Source organism: Pseudomonas khavaziana (genome assembly GCF_036704165.1).
Lineage (GTDB): Bacteria > Pseudomonadota > Gammaproteobacteria > Pseudomonadales > Pseudomonadaceae > Aquipseudomonas > Aquipseudomonas khavaziana.
The window spans coordinates 2,753,272-2,775,019 of the sequence record NZ_CP129946.1 but is presented as its reverse complement, the minus strand read 5'-3'; the positions used below and the strand labels follow the sequence as shown (position 1 = coordinate 2,775,019).

The following is a 21,748-nucleotide window of genomic DNA, read 5'->3' as shown; positions in this document are numbered from 1 at the left end:
CTACTTCGCAAGGAACACGCAATGCCCCTGGACCCTGACCTCGAAGGTTTTCTGGAACTGGCACAAATGGGTCGCCTGACCGGCAAAAGCCAACCCATGCACACACTCAGTGTTGAACAGGCTCGGCGGGAGTTCGAACAGACCTCCGCCATTCTCGACCCCAGCCCGCCGGGCTCGGTGGAGGTCACTGAGCTGACGGTCACCGCACGCGATGGCCATGTATTGCCCGCCCGCCTCTATCGCGCACCGGGCACGGCGCAGCTGCCGGCGATTGTGTATATCCACGGTGGCGGTTACGTGGTGGGCAGCCTGGACTCCCACGATTCCATCTGCCGCAGGCTGGCAGCCAGTGGCCAATACGCGGTTTTCGCGCCCGCCTACCGCCTGGCGCCAGAAGCGGGCTTCCCCACCGCCGTCAATGACACCCTTGACGCCGCCAACTGGCTGGCCGAACAGGCCGGCCACCTGCAACTGGACAGCCGCCGGATAACCCTCGCGGGGGACAGTGTCGGGGCGACGCTGGCGACGGTCTTGGCGATCACCGCAGTGAAGACGCCGCAACAACTGGCGTTCAAACCCTGGGCCCAACTGCTGTTTTACCCGGTCACCGACACCTCGCGGCAACGCAATTCCCACCGGCAATATGCCGAGGATTACCTGCTGGAAACCGCCACGCTGGAATGGTTCTACCAGCACTATTGCCCGCAGGCCCAACAGCGCCTCGACTGGAGGGTCTCGCCGCTGTTGGCCGAAGGGCTGGCCGCGCTGGCCCCGGCCTATATCAGTCTGGCCCAGTACGATCCGCTGTATGACGAAGGCCAGGCCTATGCCCAGTTGTTGGAAGCGAGCGGCACTGCCGTCACCCTGCAGGTGCAGTCGGGGCTGACCCATGACTTCCTGCGCATGAACGGGATCACCAGCGCCGTTGCCGGTATTTATGCGGAGGTGTTGAGCTGGTTGGGGGAACAGCGCTGAGCAGCGCCTGAGCGTCCCATGATTTGAACCGGGGCTGATTGCCAGCCCCGGGCATTGCAACTAGCCCTGCTGCATATGGCGGGCCTTTTCCATCAGCGCCGCCTTCTCTTCAGGGCTCATTGCATCCAGGCGCAAACGTGCCTGGGCGATCTTCTCCAGTTGCCCCGCGACACTTTCACGCTCGCGCAGTACCCGCGCCAGTTCTGCCACGCTGGGGTGATCAAACACCACACCGGGGTGAATCTCGCATTGCAGCAGCTTGCGAATACCCGCGACCAGCTTGATCACCAGCAAGGAATGCCCGCCTGCGCTGAAAAAGTCCTGGTCGATGCTCAACCGCTCCAGTCCGACCAACTGGGCCATGCGCGTGGACAACAGTTGCTCAAGGGCGTCACGCGGTGCCACATAGACATGTTGGGACACCACGGGCTGGGTGTGCTGCAATGCCTTGCGGTCAACCTTGCCGTTGGGCAGGCGCGGCATGCGCCCCAGGCTCAGTATCTGGCGCGGCACCATGGCCGCCGGCAGGCGTTCAGCGAGCTGGGTTTTGAGCTGGGTCAATACCGCCTCATCCACCGCCACACGCAGCACCACAAACGCCTGCGGCTCGTCTTGAACCACAACCACCACGGCCTCACTGACCTGGGGCAAGCGCAGCAGTTGCGCCTCTATCTCCGCCAGTTCAATGCGAAAACCCCGCACCTTGACCTGCTGATCCCGACGGCCATACAGCTGCACGCCGCCGTCTACCCGATAACGGGCCAGGTCGCCGCTGCGGTAGAGACGCTCGCCTGCCACCAGCGGGCTGCGGATAAACGCGTCGGCGTCAGCCTCGGCATTCAAGTAGCCCCGGCACAACTGGTGGCCACCGATATACAACTCGCCGAGTTCGCCCGGAGCCAGCAACTGTGCGTCAGCGCCGAGTACAAATACTTGGTTGCCCGGCAGCACCTCGGTCAGCGGGACGCCCTGGGTCAGGTCGTCACCGGGCAGCACCGGATGCACCATCACCCCCACCGTCGCTTCGGTGGGACCGTAATGGTTGAACAGGCGGCAATCGGGGCGCAGTTGCTGAATCCGCTGGACCAGGCCGGCACCGATGGCTTCACCGCCCAGCACCAGGGTCGCGGGTAATACGGCGTTTTCGGCTTCCAGCAAGGCGGCCAGGTGCGAGGGCACGATTTTCAGGCAGTCGATGCGCTGGTCTCGCAAGAACCTGGCGAAGACCTGTGGGTCTTGCAGGGTCGCATCGTCAGCGATATGCAGGGTCGCACCGTTGTACAACGCACCGAACAAGGCGGTATTGCCCAGGTCCGCCGCGACTGTGGAGCTGAACGCAAAGTGACGGCAGCCAGACAGACCCAATTGCTGGCTGCTGCCCGCTGTGTAGTTGAGCAACGCGCCATGCTCGACCACCACGCCTTTGGGCTGCCCGGTGGAGCCGGAGGTAAACAGCACATAGGCGGCGTCCCGAGCTTGCACGGAGACTGCCGGTGCCAATGGAGCGTCAGCAGTCGACGCGCCAGGGTTGAGGACCTTGAACGAGGCCATCGGCTCGTCCTGGCTCGGCGCGTGCGCCATCAGCACCAGGCTCGCGGCGGCATGCCGGGCGATTTCCGCCTGGCGCGCCGCTGGCCATTGCGGGTCCAGGGGCAGGTAGGTTGCGCCGGCACGCCAGGTGGCGAGCATGGCGACGACCAGCTCGACAGAACGCGGCAACGCCAGGCCGACGATCGACCCAGGCCCCACGCCCTGGCGCAGCAACTGGCCACTCAACTGCGCGGCGCGGGCGTCCAGTTCGGCATAGCTGAGGGTTTGGCCCGCATGCGCCAGGGCGATGGCCTGCGGCGTTTGCTGCGCCCAAGCGGCAATGCGCTGGGGCAACAACGGCGCCTCCAGTGCATGCGCTGGCGGGTTGAGTGCCAACAGCCGGTCTTTTTCGCTAGCATCCAACAGGTTCAAACGCCCGATGATTGCTTGCGGATTGTCGGCAATGCCATGGAGCAACTGACGGTACTGGGCCAACAGGCTTTCGGTGGCTTGCGCGGTGTAGCAGGTGGGATTGAAGTCCAGCGACACACCTTGTGGCTCGCCAACTGCGTCGATGTCCAGGTGCAGTGCCAACTCGAATGGCGGTAGGCCGGCTGGCAGGTCGCTGCCAGCCCAGACCAGCCCGGCCACTTCACGCGGTGCCGACACTCGTCGGCAGCCAAAACCGATGGCTGGCCTGGCCTGCTGCGGGAACGCCCCGGGCGCCCAGTATTCCTGCCAGGTTCGGTGCTGATCCAACTGTGCCGCCAAGCTCGCAGCCAGGTCGCCGAAGGTGCTGGCCAGGTCGATACGAATCGCCAGGGGCAAGGTTTTCTCGAACAGGCCCAGGCTATGCTCAAAGAATTCATAATCCTGGCGTGCGTCATGCCGCCAGCCCGCCAGGAAGGTTTCGCGACCGCTGATGCGCGCCAACAGCACCCACCAGGCCGTTTGCATCACCACGTCCAGGGCCAGTCCCGACGCTTGCAGGCGAGTCAACAGGGCTTGGTCCAGTGGCACGCTCAAACGCTCCGTGGGTGCGGTGCCGCCGCCGGTCAGCCGATAAGGCAAGTCCGGGCCGCCGAGCACCGGCTCGGGGGCTTGCACATGCTGCTGCCAGTACGCCTTGGCCACGTCGGCGTCTTCGTCGAAGATCACCTCGCTGCGCCATTCCAGGTACTGCGAAAACTGCCCCGGCTCCTCCTCTTCAAATTCTTGCTGCCCATAGGCCGCCAGCAGCTCCTGCTGGATCAGGGCCAAGGTCGCGGCATCGGCCGCGTAACGTGCGACGCCCACCAGCAGTTGCCAGTGGTCCGCTTCCAGGCGCTGCAGCAGCGCGCCGATCAGCGGCAGCGGTTGCTGCAACCATTGTTGCCGGCGCTCACTCACCTGTTGGGGCGACGCCACGTCGGACCACTGGGTAAAGTTCACCGCCTCAGCCGCCGCTACTCGCTGGCGCAGCCCGTGGTAGCCGCTGACCGGGGTAAATTGCGCCGCCAAGGCCTCATGGCGCGACACCAGGCTGTCCAGGGCGTGTTGCAGGCGCAGCGGGTCCAGTTCGCCACGAATGTCCAGTTTAAGGCAATGAGCCAGGTCGCCCCAGGTCGCCCCTTGCTCCCGGGCGTCCAGGTACTGTTGCTGCTCGGTCAGCAACGCCAGTCCCGGGTCCATCATTCCCTGTTGTGCAGTACTCATGCTCCGGCCTCTTCCTTTGCGGTCTCACTGTGCGCGGCTTGCAGCGCGCTTCGTTCAATCATTTCACCCATCGCCACGACAATCTTGCGCGGCCCTTCGAAGGGGTCACGAGCGTGGGCAGCCAACATGTTGTCCAGCAGGATCACGTCGCCCTTTTGCCAGTCGAAACGCACCGCGCAGGCCTCGTACAACTCGCCCACCAGCGCCATGACTTCGTCCTCAATCGGCGAACCATCGCCGTAGTACACGTGACGAGGCATGCGCTGCTCACCGAACAATGCGAGCAAGTCCTCGCGGACATCCGGGTCCAGGCAGAAGATGTGATGCAGCTGTACCTGATTGAAGAAGGTTTTTTCCCCCGTCACCGGGTGCCGGATGATCGCCGGGCACGGTGTGCGGATTTGCAGTTCATCATTGTCCAGCCAGGTCCATTCAATGCCCGCAGCCCGGCAACGCACCTCTACATCGGCACGTACATCGGTCTTGAAGAAGTGCTGCCAGGAAACGTCCAGCTTGTCGGCAAAGGTGCGTACGTACAGCAAGCCCTTGTCTTCGAAGCGCTCGCGAATCGCCACCGGCAGCTTGAGGTACATCTGCCGGCAATCCACCACCGGGGTTGCGCCGCCCACAGGCGAGGGTTGCTCGCAGAAGAACAACTGCTTGCGCGGCCAGCGGTCCTGGTGGGAGCTTTCGTTATGGAACAGGATCATTTTCTTTTCAGGGTACGGCGTTGAACGGTAGGTGTTCTTGCCGCCCTCTTTTTTCGGCAAGTCACCGTACTGGCCGTACAACCCAGGTTGTACGGCTTCGGCAAACGCTTCGAAGTCATGAATGTCACGCAAGGCAAAGCCGCGAAACAGAATCCCCGCATGGCGAGCCAGCTTGGCCTCCACCAACGCCCGGTTTTGCTTGATCCAGGCCACCAGGTCCAGGCCCGGATCGGTAGGTTCCATCAGCAAGGGGAAGTCCTGCTCCGGGACCAGCAGCGTCTCACGCATCAGCGCGCCGGCAGGCTTGTCGGTGCGGCTTTGCGACTTTTTCAGGAACTTGCCCAGCTTGTCGGCCTTGATGGCTGGCGGTACGGGCGTGGTGGGTTGCTCCAGGGTATTGGTAGGCATGGTGATGTCCCCTAATTGAATGTTCGGATCACACACAATCTGCTCAAGAATTCCCGTCCAGGCGTTGACGAATGACTCAATGCGTTGTTGATCAAACAGGTCACTGGCGTACTGCCAGGTCCCGTGCAGGTGGCCGGCATCTTCATCGATGAACAGGGCCATATCGAACTTGGAATAACCGCCACGGCTCGGCAGCACCTGCACGTCTATGCCGTCGATCTGGCCGCCCTGCACGGGCAGGTTGTTCATGACGAACAGCACCTGTACCAGTGGGTTGAAACCCCGCTGGCGCGGACGCGACGAGGCTTCGACGATCATGTCGAACGGCAGGTCTTGATGTTCGAAGGCATCCAGCGCAGTGCCCTGGGTGTTGGCCAGGAAGGTGTTGAACGGTTGTTGCGCCGCAAAGCTGGAACGCAACGGCAGAATGTTCACGAAGAAACCGATCAGGCCTTCCAGCTCGGGCTGCTGGCGCCCGGCAACGTCGGCACCGACCAGCACGTCGTCGCAACCGCTGAGCCGGTGCAGCATGACCTGGAACGCTGCCAGCATGGTGCTGTAGAGGGTGACGCCGGCTTTGGCCGAGAGTGCCTTCAAGCCGTCATGCAGGGCGGTGGGCAGCGTAAAGGCCAGGTCCCGGCCTTCGTAGGTGGGTGCCTGGGGTCGAACTTTATCGGTGGGCAGTTGCAACACACCGCTGTGTCCGGCCAGCGCCTGCTCCCAGTAGCGCGCCTGGGCGGCCAGTACGCCGGTTTCTTGCAGCTGCTGTTGCCACAGGGCGTAATCGGAATACTGGATCGGCAAGGGCGGCAGCGGCTCAAGTACACCAGCCTTGGTGCGCGCGTAAATGCCCACCAGTTCATTGACCAGCACAGCCATCGACCAGCCATCGGAGATGATGTGGTGCATCGAATACAGCAATACGTGTTCAGTGGGGCCCAGCTTGAGCACTTGCCCACGCAACAACGGCGCCTGCAACAGGCTGATGGGCTGGCGGGTATTGGCTTCAACGGCAACCGCGATCCGGCGCTCTTGTTCGGCCGGGTCCAGGGACGACAGATCCACCATCGGCAAGTCGACATCCACGTGTTCGGCGATGATTGCCAGCGGGTCACCCTCCTCGTCGCTGATGTAGGCCGTGCGCAGGGTTTCGTGACGGGCAACCACGTGCGCCAGGCTTTCAATCAACAGCGGTAATGACAGTTCGCCGCGCAAGCGCACGGCCAGCGGCATGCCATAGGCGCCACTGGCGTGCGAAAGCTGCTCGACCACCCATAGACGGCGTTGCGCCAGTGACAGGATCACACTGGATTTATCACCCTGGGCCAGCAACGGGATGTTCCCCGCCGATGCGTCACGCCCGCTCCGGCCAGCCACTGTGGCCACGAAGTCGGCCAGGCGCGGTGCGCCGAACAGATCGCGCAGGGTCAGGTTGCAGGCCATCAACGTCTTCAGGCGTGCAACCACTTGAGTGGCCAGCAATGAATGCCCACCCAACTCGAAAAAGTGATCGTCCAGCCCGACCTGTTCCAGCTCCAGCACGCTTTGCCAGACACCCGCGACCTGAACCTCCAACGCCGTGCGCGGTGCCACGTAGTGGTTTTGCTGTTGGCTGGCATCCGGTTTTGGCAGGGCCTTGCGGTCCAGCTTGCCGTTGGGGCTCAAAGGCAGCGCGTCGAGGAACATCAGCAAGCCCGGCACCATGTAGTCCGGCAGTACCGCCGCCAAGGCCGCCTTGATCGACTGGCGCAACTCCGCTTGCGATAGCGCGGTGGCGTGAGGCACCACATAACCTACCAACTGCAAGCCACTGGCCGCCGGCTGCGCGAGAACGATGGCGTCTCGCACCTGCTCCTGCTCCAGCAACCGGGCCTCGATTTCCCCCAGTTCGATACGGAAACCGCGGATCTTCACCTGATGGTCAATGCGCCCGACATATTCGATCACACCCGAGGCGTTGTAACGCGCCAGGTCACCGGTGCGGTACAGGCGGCCGCCATTCTGACTGAACGGATCGGGCATGAAGCGTTCGGCGGTCAGGTCCGGGCGGTTGAAGTAACCACGGGCCAACAACTCGCCGCCGATCACCAGTTCACCCACCACGCCGATGGGTGCCGGGGCGCCGCTGTCATCCAGCAGGTAGATGCTGCGCCCGGCCAGGACCTTGCCGATGGGCATGGTCAAGGGTGTGGGGCGTACGCCGGTCACGTAATCGGTGCAGTCGAGGGCGGTGACCGTCACTGTGGCTTCGGTGGGGCCATAGGTATTGAGCAACTTGACATGCCCCAGGCCGGCCTCGGCCCACGCGGCAAGGCCTTCGGGCGGCATGGCTTCACCGCCGGCATGCACCTGCTTGAGGCGCCCATAATCGCGCGGACCGGCCGTGGCGAAATCCTTGGCCAGCAGGTTCCAATAGGCGGTAGTAAGGTCGACCACACTGATCTGGTGCTTGATCAGTTCGCGGTAGAAGGTCTCGGTGTCCCAGATCTCGGTGCCGCGCAGCACCACCGAGGCGCCGCAGATCAGCGCCGGGTACAACTGCTCGACGAAGCCGTCGAAGTTGAAGGTGGAAAACTGCAGGATGCGGTCATCGCCCTTGAGGTTGAAAAACTCCAGCGACACATAGGCATGGCGAGTCAGCGACAGCTGGTTGATACCCACGCCTTTGGGCCGGCCGGTGGAGCCCGAGGTGAACATCACATACGCCAGGTTCTGGGCATGGGCGCGGTTGCTCAGGTTGCTGGCGTCCAGGTCGACCCAGGCCTGGTCCTGGTCCAGACACAGGTGCTCGACATAGGCGGGTATCGCCAGGCGTTCACGTAGGTGACTCTGGGTCAGCATCAGTCGGGTGCCGCTGTCTTCGATCATGCACAGCAGGCGGTCCTGGGGATATTCCGGGTCCAGGGGCACGTAGGCGCCGCCGGCCTTGAGCACCGCCAGCAGGCCGATGATCATGTCCAGGCCGCGCTCCACGGCGATGCCCACCAGCACGTCGGGGCCGACGCCCAGGCGCACCAGATGCCGGGCCAGGCGGTTGGCCCGGGCGTTGAGTTCGGCGTAGGTCAGTTGCCGGTCTTCGAAGAGCAAGGCCGGTGCTGAGGGTTGCTGCGCCACCTGGGCTTCGAACAGTTGATGAACCCGCTGCTCACTGGGGTAGTCGAGACTGGCGGTGCTCCAGTCATGCACCAGCGACTGGTGCTCCTGGGCGTCCAGCAGGCTGAGTTCCGCCAACGGTAGCTCGGCCGCATCGAGCATATGCTTGAGCAGGTTGCTCAAGTGCGTACCAAGACGCTGCACCGCCGCCGTTGAAAAGTGCCCATGGGCATAGCTGTAATGCAAGGTCAGGGTGTCGCCCAGATTGACCGTCAGGGTCAGCGGGTAACTGGTCTGCTCATGGGTGTGCAAGGCCTCGAAGTACAGGCCGTCGGGGGCCCCGCGTTGCAGCACTTCAGAGACCGGGTAGTTTTCGAAGACCAGAATAGTGTCGAACAGTGCCTCGCCACCGCGACCGGCCCAACGCTGGATCTCGTAAAGCGGTGCGTGTTCGTGTTCGCGCAGGCTCAGGTTCAACGCCTGTACGCTTTGCAGCCAACTGCCGAGGCTTTGTTCGGCCTGCGGGGTCGCTACCACCGGCAGGGTATTGATGAACAGGCCGATCTGTTGCTCGACCCCGGGCAAATGCGCCGGGCGCCCCGCTACCGTGGCACCAAACGCAACTGTGGCTTGTGCGCTGTAGCGTTGCAGCAGCAACAGCCAGGCGGCTTGTACCAGGGTATTGGGCGTGACTTTCTGCTGGCGCGCAAATTCATGCAGGCGCCGGGTCTGCGTGGCATCCACCACGCAATAGTGTTCGCCATAGGCCGGCCCCGATAGTGTCGGCACCTGCGCCTGGGCCAGACGGGTCGGCTGTTCCAGGGGCAATAGCCGGGCCTTCCAGAATGCTTCGCTGGCGGCACTGTCCTGCTCTTGCAGCCAGGCAATGTAATCGCGATAGCGGCCCACTGCGGCCGGCGGTTTCTGGCCGCTGTAGCGCTGCAACACTTCGCCGAGCAACTGTGAGTTGCTCCACCCGTCCATCAGGATGTGGTGATGGGTGTAAATCAGGTGCCAGTCGGTGTCCGTCAGTTGCACCAGGACCAGGCGCAACAGCGGTGGCCGGGCCAGGTCGAAAGGTTGCTGCGATTGCGCTTGGGCCAAGGCATCAAGGGATGCCGGCACCGCCTCATGGTTGCGCCAGTCGAGCACGCTGAACGGCAACTGCACCTGGCGATGCACCATTTGCTGCGCCTGCGGCCAGTCGCCAGGCCAGATGAAGCCGGTACGCAGGATGTCCTGGGCGTCGACCGTGGCCTGCCAGGCGGCACGAAAACGTGCGACGTCCAGCCCCTGCACATTGACGCGCATCTGGTTGATGTAATCGCCGGCGTCCTGCTCGTAAAGGCTGTGAAACAGCATGCCTTGCTGCATCGGCGACAAGGGGTACAGGTCTTCGGCCTCGGCGCCCACCTGCGCCAGCGCATCCAGCTGGGACTGGCTGATGCCGGCCAAGGGGAAATCCGACGGCGTCGCCTGCCCGGCTTCAAGCCCACAGCAATGGGCAATCAACGCCTTGAGCTCGCCAGCATAGTCGTCAGCCAGTTGCTGGATCGTCGCGCACGAAAACATCTCACGGCTGAAGCCCCATTGCAGGGACAGTTCGCCGCCGTATACCTGCCCCTCGACCGTCAGCCAGTTGGCCAGCGGCGCAAGCGGGTCCTGGGCCAGACCGTTGCCTTCGGCGGAAGGCACGAACAGCGCGCCTTCGTCGAACTGGCGGTCGAACTGCCCAAGGTAGTTGAACGTGATGCGCGGCTGGGGCAGCGCCGCCAGGGCCGCGACCACAGGTGACGGGGCCAGATAGCGCAACACGCCGTAGCCAATGCCTTTGTCCGGCACCGCACGCAGTTGCTCCTTGACCGCCTTGATCGAGTCCGACAGCGCGTGTGCCGGGGTGAGATTGACGGGAAACATACTGGTGAACCAACCGACGCTACGGGTCAGGTCCACGTCGTCAAACAGGTCCTCACGTCCATGGCCTTCCAATTGAACCAACGCGCTGGCCTGCCCGCTCCAGCGGCACACCACACGTGCCAGTGCGGTAAGCAGCAGGTCGTTGACCTGGGTGCGATAGGCGGCCGGCGCGAGGGTCAAGAGCTGGCGGGTGGTGTCGGCATCCAGGGTGCAACTGACCTTTTCCTCCAGGTATTGATGCAGGGCACCCTGGGGATTATCGCAAGGCAAATCCGCAGTCGGCGCCTGCCCATGCCGTGCCTGCCAACCTTCAAGCTGGGGCAGAAAGCGTGGAACAGCGCCTTGCAGCCGGGCCGTCCAGGCTTGATAGGAGGTGGTCTTGCCCGCCAGCGCTGGCGCTGCCCCCTCGCGCAAGCCGGCGTACAACTGCTGCAAATCGTCCAACAGGATGCGCCAGGAAACACCGTCCACCACCAGGTGATGGATCACCAACAGCAAACGCTGGCTGTGGTCGGGCATCTGCACCAACAGCGCGCGCAACAACGGGCCGTCTTGCAGGTTGAGGCTACGCTGAGCTTCGTTACACAGCTGCGCCAGGGCCTGGTGGCTGTCGGCCTGGCGTTGCCAAAGCACGGATTCACCCACAGGCTCGCTGTAGTGCTGCTGCCACCCCTCAGCGCTCGACTGATAGCGCAGGCGCAAGCCGTCATGGTGGTTGACCAGTTGCTGCAACGCGGCGTCCAGGCGCGCCGCCATGATCGGCTCGCGCGGTATCAGCAACAACGACTGGTTCCAGTGCTGGCGCTGGGGAATATCCTGGGCGAAGAACCACTGCTGCACCGGGCTGAGGGCCGCCTGGCCCTGGGCAGCCCCCTGGTCGATCATGGTGTGCAGGCGCAGGCTGGCGACTTGCGCCAGGCTGCGCAGGGTCTGGTGCTGGAACACGTCCTTGGGGCTGAGGCTGATGTCGGCCTGGCGCGCCCGGCTGACCAACTGCATGGAGACGATGGAGTCGCCGCCCAGTTCGAAAAAGTTGTCATCCTGGCCGACTTGCTCAACGCCGAGCACATCGCTCCAGATCGCCGCCAAGGCTTTTTGCAAGGCATTTTCCGGCGCGACAAATGCCTGTTGCAGCGTCGCGTCCGGCACGGGCAATGCCTTGCGGTCGAGCTTGCCATTGGCGGTCACCGGTAGTTTGGCCAGTGTGATGAAATGCGTCGGCACCATGTATTCCGGCAAGCTGCTGAGCAGCCAGGCCTTGAGGTCGGTCGGTTCTTCGTCTTCCAGCACCAGATACGCGACCAACTGCTTGCCGCCCTGCACCAACACCACCGCTTCACGCACCTGCGGGTGCTGCATCAGGCGCGTTTCGATTTCGCCCAGCTCGATACGCAAGCCGCGCAGCTTGACCTGATGATCGAGGCGGCCCAGGTATTCGATCACGCCATCGGCGCGCTGGCGCACGCGGTCACCGGTGCGATACAGGCGCTCGCCGGTCACGAACGGGCTGGGCACAAAGCGCTCGGCGGTCAACGCCGGGCGCTGGTGGTAACTACGCGCCAGGCCGGTGCCGCCCAGGTACAGCTCGCCGGCAACACCGGCCGGTACCGGGTTGAGTTGCGCGTCCAGCACATAGGTGCCGAGGTTGGCGATCGGGCGGCCGATGGGCACGCTGTCTGCGCCTTCGTCGATGCAGGTCCAGTGGGTGACGTCGATGGCCGCTTCGGTCGGGCCATAGAGGTTGTACAGCGCCGCACCCGGCAACTTGGCGAACACCTGCAGTTGCGCATCCAGGGGCAAGGCTTCGCCGCTGCACACAATGCGTTTGAGGCGGGTGCACGCCTGCACGCCCGGCTCGTGGATAAACGCCTGCAGCATCGACGGCACGAAGTGCAAGGTGGTGATGGCGTGCCGGCCGATGGTTTCGATCAGGCGCGCCGGTTCGCGGTGTTCGCCAGGCGCGGCAACCACCAGGCGCGCACCGGTCATCAGCGGCCAGAAGAATTCCCATACCGAGACGTCGAAGCTGAACGGGGTTTTCTGCAACACCGCGTCACCGGCATCCAGACCATAGGCCTGTTGCATCCAACTCAAACGGTTGACCAACGCACGGTGGCTGTTGCCGGCGCCCTTGGGCTTGCCGGTGGAGCCGGAGGTGTAGATCACATAGGCGAGGTTGAGGGCATGGACAGCCACGGCGGGCGCTTCGCGGCTGTAACCGTCGAGCCACAGCGCCGGCTGATCCAAGGCAATTACCTGGATACCGGCAGCGGGCAGCAAGGCCAACAGGCTTTGCTGGCTGAGCAGCAATTGAACGCCGCTGTCTTCGATCATGTAGGCCAGGCGTTCCTGGGGATACTCGGGATCGAGGGGCACATAGGCGCCACCGGCCTTGAGAATCGCCAGCAGGCCGATGACCATTTCGACGGAACGCTCGACACAGATTCCCACCAGCACGTCGGGACCTACGCCCTGCTCGCCCAGGGCATGGGCCAACTGGTTGGCGCGGGCGTCGAGCTGGGCGTAGGTCAAGGTGGTCGTACCGAACACCAGTGCCGGCGCATTCGGGGTGCGTTGCACCTGGTCTTCGATGAGGTGATGTATCCCACGCTCGGTCGGATACGACTCGGCAGTCTGGTTCCAGGTGTGCACCAGCCGTTGCTGCTCGCTGGCATCGAGCATCGGCAATTCGCCGATACGCTGTGCGCCATCCACCACCATCGCCTGCAACAGGCTGATCCAGTGTTGGGCCATGCGCTCGACGGTCGGCGCGTCAAACAGGTCGCTGGCGTAGGTCAGGGCCGCATGCAGGGTGCCGGACTTTTCATAGGTGTCCAGGGTCAGGTCAAACTGGGTGGTGCGGCCTTGCCACTCCACCAGGGCCAATTCCAGGCCGGACGCGGTGCTCACCGCAGCAATGTCAGCGACCACCGGCTGGTGGTTGTACATCACCTGGAACAGCGGCGTGTGGCTCAGGCTGCGCTCGAGTTTCAGCGCTTCCACGAGGCGTTCGAAGGGCAACTCCTGATGGGCCTGGGCCCCCAGGGCGTGCTCCTTGATGCCTTGCAACAGCTCGGCAACGCGAGTTTGCCCGCTCAGTTCGGTGCGCAGCACCTGGGTGTTGACGAAGAAACCGATCAGCCCTTCGACTTCGGTGCGGTTGCGATTGGCAATTGGCACGCCGACGCGGATATCACCCTGGCCGCTGTAGCGATGCAGCAGCACATTGAAGGCACCGAGCAGCAGCATGAACAGGGTGACGTTGTGTTTTTGCGCGCAGCTGCGCAGTTGCGCGGCCAGCGCCGGATCAATCGCGAAGTTATGCCGCGTGCCTCGGTAGCTGGGCATCGCCGGGCGCGGATGGTCGGTGGGCAGTTCCAGTACCGGATGCTCGTCGCCCAGGCGTGCCTGCCAGTATTGCAACTGGCGCGCCTGCTCCCCTGCTTCCAGCCAACGCCGTTGCCAAAGGGCATAGTCGCTGTATTGGATCGGCAGCGCCGGCAGCTGTGGCGTTTCGTTGCGCTCATGGGCGTCATAGCAACGGATGAACTCGTCGATCAGCACGTTCATCGACCAACCGTCGGAGACGATGTGGTGCAGCGTCAGCAGCAGCACGTGTTCCTGATCGGCGAGCTTGAGTAATTGCACGCGCAGCAGCGGGCCGTGTTCCAAGTCGAATGGCAACAAGGATTGGCGGGTAGCGGCGTCGTTGACGGCCTGCTCGCGCTCGGCGGCGGGCAAGGCGCTGACGTCCAATTGCTCGACCGCAAGCGACGGTTCTATCGCCACCTGCACCAGATGCTCATCGGCCTGGCGTTGGAACACGGTGCGCAGGGTTTCGTGACGCGCCACCAGGCTGGCGAATGCTTGTTCCATCGCTGACAGGTTCAGCGCGCCGATCAAGCGCACCGCGCCGGGCAGATTATAGGCGCCGCTGGCCGGGTCCAATTGCCAGAGAAACCACATGCGCTGCTGTGCGTAGGACAGCGCCTGGCGGTCCTGCGCCTCTACCCCTGCCGGAATCGGAAACCGGGAAAACTCCACGCCTTCTTTCTGCAAGGCTTGCAGGAACAGCTGGCGTTTTTCCAGAGGCAGCCCGATAAACCGGCGAGCAAGTTTCAAGGAGTCTTCAGCATTCATTTCTTCGAATCCGGGGCAATAGGCGGGAAGCACAAAGGCACGTCGTCCCTATAAAACGAACCGGAAGGGGAAAAATTAGCGCGGGGATGGGGGCTGCTGCCAGCGGGGAGCGTGGGCTTGCGGGAAGCGTTCTACGGCAAACCAGTACGCTGCCGATATTTTCAGCGATGCGTGCGTTCCAGGCTTGCCGACGTCAGATTATCCAGCCGTTGACGTGAGGAAATCCGCACAATGAATCACCAGCTGCAATACAGAGGCTATACCGGCTCAATTGAACACAGTGCTGAAGACAATTGCCTGTTTGGTCGGCTTTTGTACATCAGCGCACTGGTGAGTTATGAAGGGCAAACCGAAAATGCATTGGAAGCAGCCTTTCGCGAGGCCGTGAATGATTTTCTTGACCTGGAACGCAATGCACGCCCTTCATCCTAACCGTCGGTAACCCAACACCGCCGAGCCCAACACCACTGCCCCCGCCGCCAATGCCACCCAGAACCCGCTGGCGGCGCCGAAGTGGTCGATCATCCAACCCGAGCTGGCGGCGCCAATGGCCACACCGATGCTCAGGCCAGTGATCAGCCAGGTCATGCCTTCGGTGAGGCGGCTGGGCGCAACGATCTGCTCGACCATGGCCATGGACACGATCAAGGTGGGCGCGAAGAACAGCCCGGAGATAAAAATCGCCGCGGCCAGGCCCGGAATATTGCTTACCAGTAACAAGGGCAAGGTCGTCACCGCCGTGGCCACGCCGCAGTACAGGAACTGCCGGGGCAACGGTGCCTTGAGCTTGAGGGCACCAAAGGCCAGCCCGGCCAGGCATGAACCGATGGCATACACCGACAGCACGATACTCGCCGCCGCCGGCTGGCCTTGATGCTGGGCGAACGCCACGCTGACCACATCCACGACGCCGACGATCACGCCCATCGCCAGCAGCAGGATCATCAGGATCAGTACCGAGGGCGAAGCGATCAGCCAGCGACCGTGTGCGTCGTGGTGCGTATGGACCGGTGGCTCGGTCTGCCGCTGCAATACAAAGGTGGTAACGCCGACGGCCAGCAGCAACGCTGCGACCAAGGGCCCGGCTTCAGGAAACAGCACCACGCTCAGGCCCACGGAAATGGGCGGCCCGATAATGAAGCACACCTCATCGAGCACCGACTCCAGGGCAAACGCGGTTTGCAGCCTGGGCTGGCCGCGGTACAGCTCGGTCCAGCGTGCCCGCACCATGGCGGACATGTTCGGCATGCAACCGGCCAACGCAGCAAACAGGAACAGCGTCCAATTCGGCGCCTGCAAGCGCGTACACAGCAGCACCATCAACAACGCCCCGCCGCCGATCGACGCGGCAATCGGCAACACCTTGCCCTGGCCGTAGCGGTCCACCCACCGTGAGACTTGCGGCGCACAAAACGCCGTAGCCAGGGCAAACACCGCCGCCACCGAACCGGCCAGGCCATAGCCGCCATGCACCTGTGACAGCATGGTGATCAGGCCGATGCCCGTCATTGATATCGGCATTCGCGCCAGCATGCCGGCGAGCACGAAGGCCCGGGCGCCGCGGACCTGGAATAATTCGGCGTAGGGGTTTGCCATACTGCTTGACCTCTTGCTTGAAGCCCCGGGCTTGTTATCTGAAGCGATCAGGGCAAAATACATACGGTGCGTATGTAACGAATCATGCTTCGCATACGCAGCGTATGTCAATCACTCAACCAAGAGATTCTCATGAGTCGAGCCCGTGCCGAAATGATCGAAGCCACCCGCGCCCGCCTGATAGCCAGCGCGCGCCGAGCCTTCGCGACCCAAGGCTATGCCAATACATCGATGGATGACTTCACCGCCCAGGCCGGGCTCACACGCGGCGCGTTGTACCATCACTTCGGTGACAAAAAAGGGTTGCTGGCGGCCGTGGTCGCGCAGCTCGACAGCGAGATGGACGAGCGTTTGCAGCGCATCTCGGAGCAGGCCGCAGAACCCTGGAGTGGTTTTTGCGAACGCTGCCGCGCTTATCTGCGCATGGCCCAGGACCCTGAAATCCAGCGCATCGTATTGCAGGATGCGCCAGCGGTGCTAGGCGACACAGGCGGCCAACAACATTGCGTGGAATCATTGCGCCAATTGCTGGAGGCTTTGATGCAGGCCGAGCTGACCCCTCAGGCGCCCAGCCAGGCACTGGCCCAAATGATCAACGGCAGCCTGGTCAATACCGCGCTGTGGATTGCCCGGGATGACCACCCAGGCACACGGCTGGAGGAAGGTTTGCAGAGCCTGGAGCTACTCTTGCGCGGGCTGAGCCTCAAACCAAGCGCTTGATCTGCTTATGCCGCCACACCAGCCGGTAGTACAGAGTCTGCAACACCAGCATCGCCAGGTAGGTCACCGGGAAGGCCATCCACACCCCTTCCAGCCCGAAGTGGGCGTTGAACAGGTAAGCCATCGGCAGTTCCACGCAGAGCACGCAGAAAATCGAGATCGCCACCGGCATCAGTACCACGCCACTGGCGCGCATGATGCCGCCGATCACCGCCTGGAATCCGAACACCAGGATGCTCCAGAGCATGATGTGCAGCAGGTGTTCGGCCCTGACCCGTGCGCTGTCGTCGGTGATAAACAACCCCAGCAGCCAGTGCGACAAACCGTAGCCGAGCACGATCAGCGCACCGGTCAGGCACAGGTTGATCACCAACCCGGTGCGCAGGATCGGCCCGATGCGCTCCAGGCGCCCGGCGCCAATCGCCTGGGCACCAAGGATCGAGGCGGTGATGGCAATCGACAGCGCCGGGAACTGCACATAGTTGACGATCTGCGTGACCGCGCCATAGGCCGCCGTGGCCTGTGAGCCGTGGCCGTTGACCAGGGCCAGGATGACCAACTCCGACAACGACAACACCACCATCTGCAGGCCCGTCGGCAGGCCGATACGCAGGACTTTGCCGAGGATGACGCGGTCCAGGCGCAAGGCCGCGAGCAATTCGCGATCCGGCGCCATCACATGGTTTTTATGCCGCAGCCGCAGGACCAGAAACAGCATCGCCAAGGCGTTCCCCACCAGACCCGCGTACACCGCACTCTGGATGCCCATGGGCGGCAGGCCGATCCAGCCGCGGATCAGCGCCGGGGTCAGCAGCAGACCCACCAGGGTCGAGAGCATCAACGCCAGCAGCGGCGAAATAGTGTCGCTCACCCCGCGCAGCAATTGGGTATAGAGGATGAACACCAGCAACAACGGCATGATCAACATCATCATCTGGGCGTAACCCACCGCATCGTCGAGCACATCCAGCGGCGTACCCAATGCCTGCAAGGCCGGACGCGCGAACAGGCTGCCCAGTACTGCGGCAATCAGGCCCACCAGCGCGCCCAACGTCAGGGTGGCGCCGGTAATCACTTTGACCAGCCCCGTCTCCTGGGCGCCCCACGCCTGGCCGATCAATACCGAAGCGCCCGCCCCCAGGCCGATCACCAGGGCGATAAAGAAAAACACGATGGGGAACATGCCCGACACCGCCGCCAGCGCCTGGGTGCCGAGCATTTGCCCGACATAGATACCGTTGAGGGTGCCGGAAAAGCTCTGCAGAAAATTGGAAAGCACCATGGGTGCCAGAAAGATCAGGTAGATCTGCCACAACGGCCGTTGCTGGGTAACTTCCATGCTGGTTCGAGTCCCGAAGTGATTAGGCTGGGAAGGCATTGCGCGATAACCAGCCCAGGTACGTCTGCACGTCCGCCGGCCAGTGCGCGATGCTGTTGGAAAAGCCGGCCCTGTCCTCGGCAAACAGCGCGCGCGCGGCGTCTTCAAAGCCCGGCAGGTTGCCGCCAATCGCGCTCATGAAGCGATAGCTGGCCTCCTTGGCCTGGCGCAGTTGATCAACGCTGGCATGGGCCGTGCGTGCTTCATCCACCAACCGGCGCAGGGCCGCCGACGCGCCGCCGCGCTGCTGGCCGAGCCACTCCCAATGACGTGGCAGCAAGGTGACTTCACGGGCGACCACGCCCAATTTCGGGCGGCCCACCGAGGGCGCTGCAGGTGGCTCGTCGTCGTTTTCGGCTGGGGCCGGGGGCTGCGACGCGTAACCCGCTGGCCACGGATAATCGACCTGGGTGCCCGTGGTGTCATCGAAGACCAGGAAGCTACCGGCGGGCAATGATTGCGCGGCAAGAACCTCGGCCACATCGGCATAGGTGCCGGCGGCAACGCGTTGATGGCCTGTGAAGGCGGTGCATAGGGAAAGGTTGTGCGCAGCCATGATTTATTACCCGGATGTTATTTGTTTTACCCGGGTTATATTAGACTGAAATGGCCGACTTGCAAGAATCTTTTGCGGGCGCAATCGCCTACCCGCCAAAAGCCTGCGAGGGCCGACGCAACGTGGGGTCGAATGGGTTGACGCGCGGCCCGATTGCCGTGGCTTCGCGTTTGAGCAACTCTACGACCATCGGCAAGCGGCTCGGCCCCAGGCGGTCACTGATGGTCGCCACACTCAATGCTGCCACCGCATGCCCGTCGCGATTGAGGATCGGCACCGCCAACCCCGCCATGCCCTCCAGCACCCCGGTATTGCGTGCCGCATACCCCAGGCTACGAACATTCTCCACTTCCGAACGCAGCAGCACTTCGTCGTACAGATGGAAGTCCCTGAGCCGTGGCAGGTTGTAGCGAATCACTGTCTCGCGCTCCTCCTCCGGCAGGAACGCCAGGATCGCCAGGCTGCCCTGCCCCACGCCCAAGGCCACGCGCCCGCCGATATCGCCGGTAAAGGTGCGGATCGGGTACGGGCCTTCGCTGCGGTCCAGGCAAATCGCATCGAAGCCGCTGCGCGCCAACAGGAACAACGAATCGCCCAACGAAGCGCTCAAGCGCAGCATGCTCGGGCGCACCAGCTCGCGCAGGTTGCCGGTCTTGCCGGCATTGGCCGCCAAGGCAAAGAATTCCAGGCTCAGGCGATAACGCTTGCTGCGCGCATCCTGCTCGACCATGCCCTCCTCCACCAGGCTACGCAGCAGGCGGTGGGTAGTAGGTTGGGACAAGCCAACCTGTTGGGCGAGCTGGGTAACACGCTCGCCGCCGTCGGGCACCTCGCCCAGGGTACGCAACAATGCGAACAACCGAGACACGCCGCCCGCGCCAACTTCCTTGCTGCCGTCATTCCGAGCAGTGGAATTCAAAGCAAGTATCTCCATATAAAATTCTGCTGAATGAATAAATATTAAAATAGTAGTCCATTGGGTGAAATTCCATCTTCCGCCCATCCTAGTCTTCGTCCTAATCTGCGTCCACAGGGGCGAAATGAACAACAAACGGCAGCCGACTCGATCGAGCGCCAACGCACCGGCAACACTTCATTCGCATCTGCCCAAAACAAAAAAGCGCGTTTCGACGCGACTGAAAAAAGGTGGAACGCAGACATGGCATTTCTCCAACTCAACGCCTTGAGCAAACGCTACGGCGCCGTCGACGCAGTGGTCGCCACTGACCTGGCGGTGGAAAAAGGCGAGTTCGTTTCCCTGCTCGGCCCTTCGGGCTGTGGCAAGACCACCACCCTGCAAATGATCGCCGGCTTTGTCGATGTGAGCGGCGGGCAGATCCTGCTCGACGGTCGCGACATCACCCACGCCAAGCCTGCCAGCCGTGGCTTGGGCGTGGTGTTCCAGAGCTACGCGCTGTTCCCTCACATGAGCGTGCGCGACAACGTCGCCTTTGGCCTGAAAATGCGCAAGGTGCCGGCCGTGGAAATTGCCAGCAAGGTCAAGCAAGTACTCGATCTGGTACGCCTGGCTCCCCACGCCGAACGCTACCCCCGGGAGTTGTCCGGCGGCCAGCGCCAGCGCGTGGCCCTGGCCCGTGCGCTGGTGATCGAACCGCCGGTGCTGCTGCTGGATGAGCCGCTGTCCAACCTCGACGCCAACCTGCGCGAAGAAATGCAATTTGAAATCCGCCGCATCCAATGCGCTGTCGGTATCACCACCTTGATGGTCACCCACGACCAGGCCGAAGCCCTTTCCATCAGTGACCGTGTGGTGGTGATGCAGGCCGGGCGCGTGACCCAGATCGACATGCCATACAAGCTCTATGAACACCCACGCACGCGCTTTATTTCGGATTTCGTCGGCAAGGCCAACCTGCTGGCCGGCGACTACGACGCCCTCGGCACGCCCCAGGTGCGTCACGAGGGTGGCGATGGCGAACTGACCCTGAGCCTGCGCCCGGAAAAGATCCAGCTGGTGGATGCAGGCACCGGCCGCGTGCAAGGCAAGGTGCTCGACCGCTATTTTTTCGGCAGCCAATGGCTGTACCGCATTCACACACCGCTCGGCGAAATCACCGTGGTGCGCGGCAATGACGGCAGCCCACCGCTGAGCTCTGGCGTGGCGGTGGGCCTGCAATGGCACGCGGATCTGCTGCGCGTGCTGGCGGCGGATGAGGTGCACCCATGAGTCGCGGTTACCTGCTCTCGCTGCCGGCGTTGGTGCTGTTTGCCGGGCTGCTGATCCTGCCGCTGGGCCTGACGTTGGTGCTGTCTTTCAACGTGTTTGACTACCAGGTGGGCGTAAAGGCCGATGAGTGGACCCTGGCCCATTACCTGGCGTTGTTCGGCGATGCCTACTTCTACGAGATTTTCTGGCGCACGTTCTGGATCAGCGCCTTGGTGACCCTGCTGTGTGTGGTAATAGGCGTGCCGCAAGCCTACATCCTCAGCCGCATGGGTACGCCGTGGCGCTCGATCTTCCTGATCCTGATCCTCACACCGCTGCTGATTTCGGTGGTGGTTCGCGCGTTTGGCTGGAGTTTGCTGCTCGGCGCCGACGGCCTGGTCAACCAGGTAATCCAGGCTCTCGGCGGGCGTCCGCTGAAGCTGCTGTACACGCCGTTCGCGGTGATCATCGCGTTGGTGCACGTGATGCTGCCGTTCATGATCATCCCGGTGTGGACCTCGCTGCAAAAGCTCGACCCCTCGGCTGAGCAGGCTGCGCTGTCCCTCGGTGCGAGCCAGGCCACGGTGATGCGCAAGATCGTGCTGCCCCAGGTAATGCCCGGGGTGTTGTCCGGCACCCTGATCGTGTTCGGCCTGGCCGCCAGCTCGTTTGCAATCCCCGGGCTGCTGGGTGGACGCCGCCTGAAAATGGTCGCCACCGTGGTGTACGACCAATACCTGTCGGAACTCAATTGGCCTATGGGCGCGACCATTGCCGTGGTGCTGCTGTTGGTCAATCTGCTGATCATGCTGAGCTGGAACCGCATGGTCGAAGGCCGCTACAAAAAGTCCCTGGGGGTTTAA

The 21,748-nt window shown here is 63.0% G+C and carries 10 protein-coding genes and 1 pseudogene; 5 read left to right on the top strand and 6 right to left on the bottom strand.

Going from position 1 to position 21,748, the window contains the following annotated elements; all coding sequences use genetic code 11:
- Nucleotides 1-21 precede the first annotated feature (21 nt).
- Complete coding sequence (locus tag QYQ93_RS12350; RefSeq protein ID WP_338477066.1) at nt 22-975, top strand: alpha/beta hydrolase; 954 nt, start codon at nt 22-24, stop codon at nt 973-975.
- A 60-nt stretch (nt 976-1,035) separates the two neighbouring features.
- On the opposite strand, the gene QYQ93_RS12345 is transcribed toward QYQ93_RS12350, so the two are convergent.
- Complete coding sequence (locus tag QYQ93_RS12345; protein ID WP_338477065.1) at nt 1,036-4,200, bottom strand: amino acid adenylation domain-containing protein; 3,165 nt, start codon at nt 4,198-4,200, stop codon at nt 1,036-1,038.
- On the bottom strand, nt 4,197-14,468 hold the full coding sequence (locus QYQ93_RS12340) for an amino acid adenylation domain-containing protein (RefSeq protein ID WP_338477064.1): 10,272 nt from the start codon (nt 14,466-14,468) through the stop codon (nt 4,197-4,199). Before QYQ93_RS12340 ends, QYQ93_RS12345 begins: the two co-directional genes overlap by 4 nt.
- Before the next feature lie 231 nt (nt 14,469-14,699).
- Between QYQ93_RS12340 and QYQ93_RS12335 the strand changes: the two are divergent.
- Nucleotides 14,700-14,867, top strand: a pseudogene (locus tag QYQ93_RS12335) (type II toxin-antitoxin system HicB family antitoxin); the annotation flags it as partial.
- Between the two features lie 24 nt (nt 14,868-14,891).
- Here QYQ93_RS12335 and QYQ93_RS12330 read toward each other — a convergent pair.
- On the bottom strand, nt 14,892-16,064 hold the full coding sequence (locus QYQ93_RS12330) for an MFS transporter (RefSeq protein WP_043049541.1): 1,173 nt from the start codon (nt 16,062-16,064) through the stop codon (nt 14,892-14,894).
- Between the two features lie 132 nt (nt 16,065-16,196).
- Between QYQ93_RS12330 and QYQ93_RS12325 the strand changes: the two genes are divergently transcribed.
- Entirely contained in the window at nt 16,197-16,784 is a 588-nt protein-coding gene (locus tag QYQ93_RS12325) for a TetR/AcrR family transcriptional regulator (RefSeq protein ID WP_338477063.1), read from the top strand.
- Here the strand turns inward: QYQ93_RS12325 and QYQ93_RS12320 are convergent.
- From QYQ93_RS12320 to QYQ93_RS12310, 3 genes are all read right to left on the bottom strand, one after another.
- Entirely contained in the window at nt 16,768-18,123 is a 1,356-nt protein-coding gene (locus QYQ93_RS12320) for an MATE family efflux transporter (protein WP_338477062.1), read from the bottom strand. The two genes, QYQ93_RS12325 and QYQ93_RS12320, sit on opposite strands and share 17 nt — an antisense overlap.
- Nucleotides 18,124-18,145: 22 nt before the next feature.
- Nucleotides 18,146-18,718, bottom strand: a complete 573-nt coding sequence (locus QYQ93_RS12315) for a DUF2239 family protein (RefSeq protein WP_043049538.1) — start codon at nt 18,716-18,718, stop codon at nt 18,146-18,148.
- An 88-nt stretch (nt 18,719-18,806) separates the two neighbouring features.
- Entirely contained in the window at nt 18,807-19,637 is an 831-nt protein-coding gene (locus QYQ93_RS12310; RefSeq protein WP_338477061.1) for an IclR family transcriptional regulator, read from the bottom strand.
- Between the two features lie 240 nt (nt 19,638-19,877).
- Between QYQ93_RS12310 and QYQ93_RS12305 the strand changes: the two genes are divergently transcribed.
- Complete coding sequence (locus tag QYQ93_RS12305; RefSeq protein ID WP_338477060.1) at nt 19,878-20,906, top strand: ABC transporter ATP-binding protein; 1,029 nt, start codon at nt 19,878-19,880, stop codon at nt 20,904-20,906.
- Nucleotides 20,903-21,748 (top strand): ABC transporter permease, encoded by an 846-nt coding sequence (locus tag QYQ93_RS12300; protein WP_043049535.1) that lies wholly within the window; start codon nt 20,903-20,905, stop codon nt 21,746-21,748. Before QYQ93_RS12305 ends, QYQ93_RS12300 begins: the two co-directional genes overlap by 4 nt.

Coding starts and splice junctions, on each gene's coding strand:
- QYQ93_RS12350 (WP_338477066.1), top strand. CDS start 22: ATGCCCCTGGACCCTGACCTCGAAGGTTTTCTGGAACTGGCACAAATG.
- QYQ93_RS12345 (WP_338477065.1), bottom strand. CDS start 4,200: ATGAGTACTGCACAACAGGGAATGATGGACCCGGGACTGGCGTTGCTG.
- QYQ93_RS12340 (WP_338477064.1), bottom strand. CDS start 14,468: ATGAATGCTGAAGACTCCTTGAAACTTGCTCGCCGGTTTATCGGGCTG.
- QYQ93_RS12330 (WP_043049541.1), bottom strand. CDS start 16,064: ATGGCAAACCCCTACGCCGAATTATTCCAGGTCCGCGGCGCCCGGGCC.
- QYQ93_RS12325 (WP_338477063.1), top strand. CDS start 16,197: ATGAGTCGAGCCCGTGCCGAAATGATCGAAGCCACCCGCGCCCGCCTG.
- QYQ93_RS12320 (WP_338477062.1), bottom strand. CDS start 18,123: ATGGAAGTTACCCAGCAACGGCCGTTGTGGCAGATCTACCTGATCTTT.
- QYQ93_RS12315 (WP_043049538.1), bottom strand. CDS start 18,718: ATGGCTGCGCACAACCTTTCCCTATGCACCGCCTTCACAGGCCATCAA.
- QYQ93_RS12305 (WP_338477060.1), top strand. CDS start 19,878: ATGGCATTTCTCCAACTCAACGCCTTGAGCAAACGCTACGGCGCCGTC.
- QYQ93_RS12300 (WP_043049535.1), top strand. CDS start 20,903: ATGAGTCGCGGTTACCTGCTCTCGCTGCCGGCGTTGGTGCTGTTTGCC.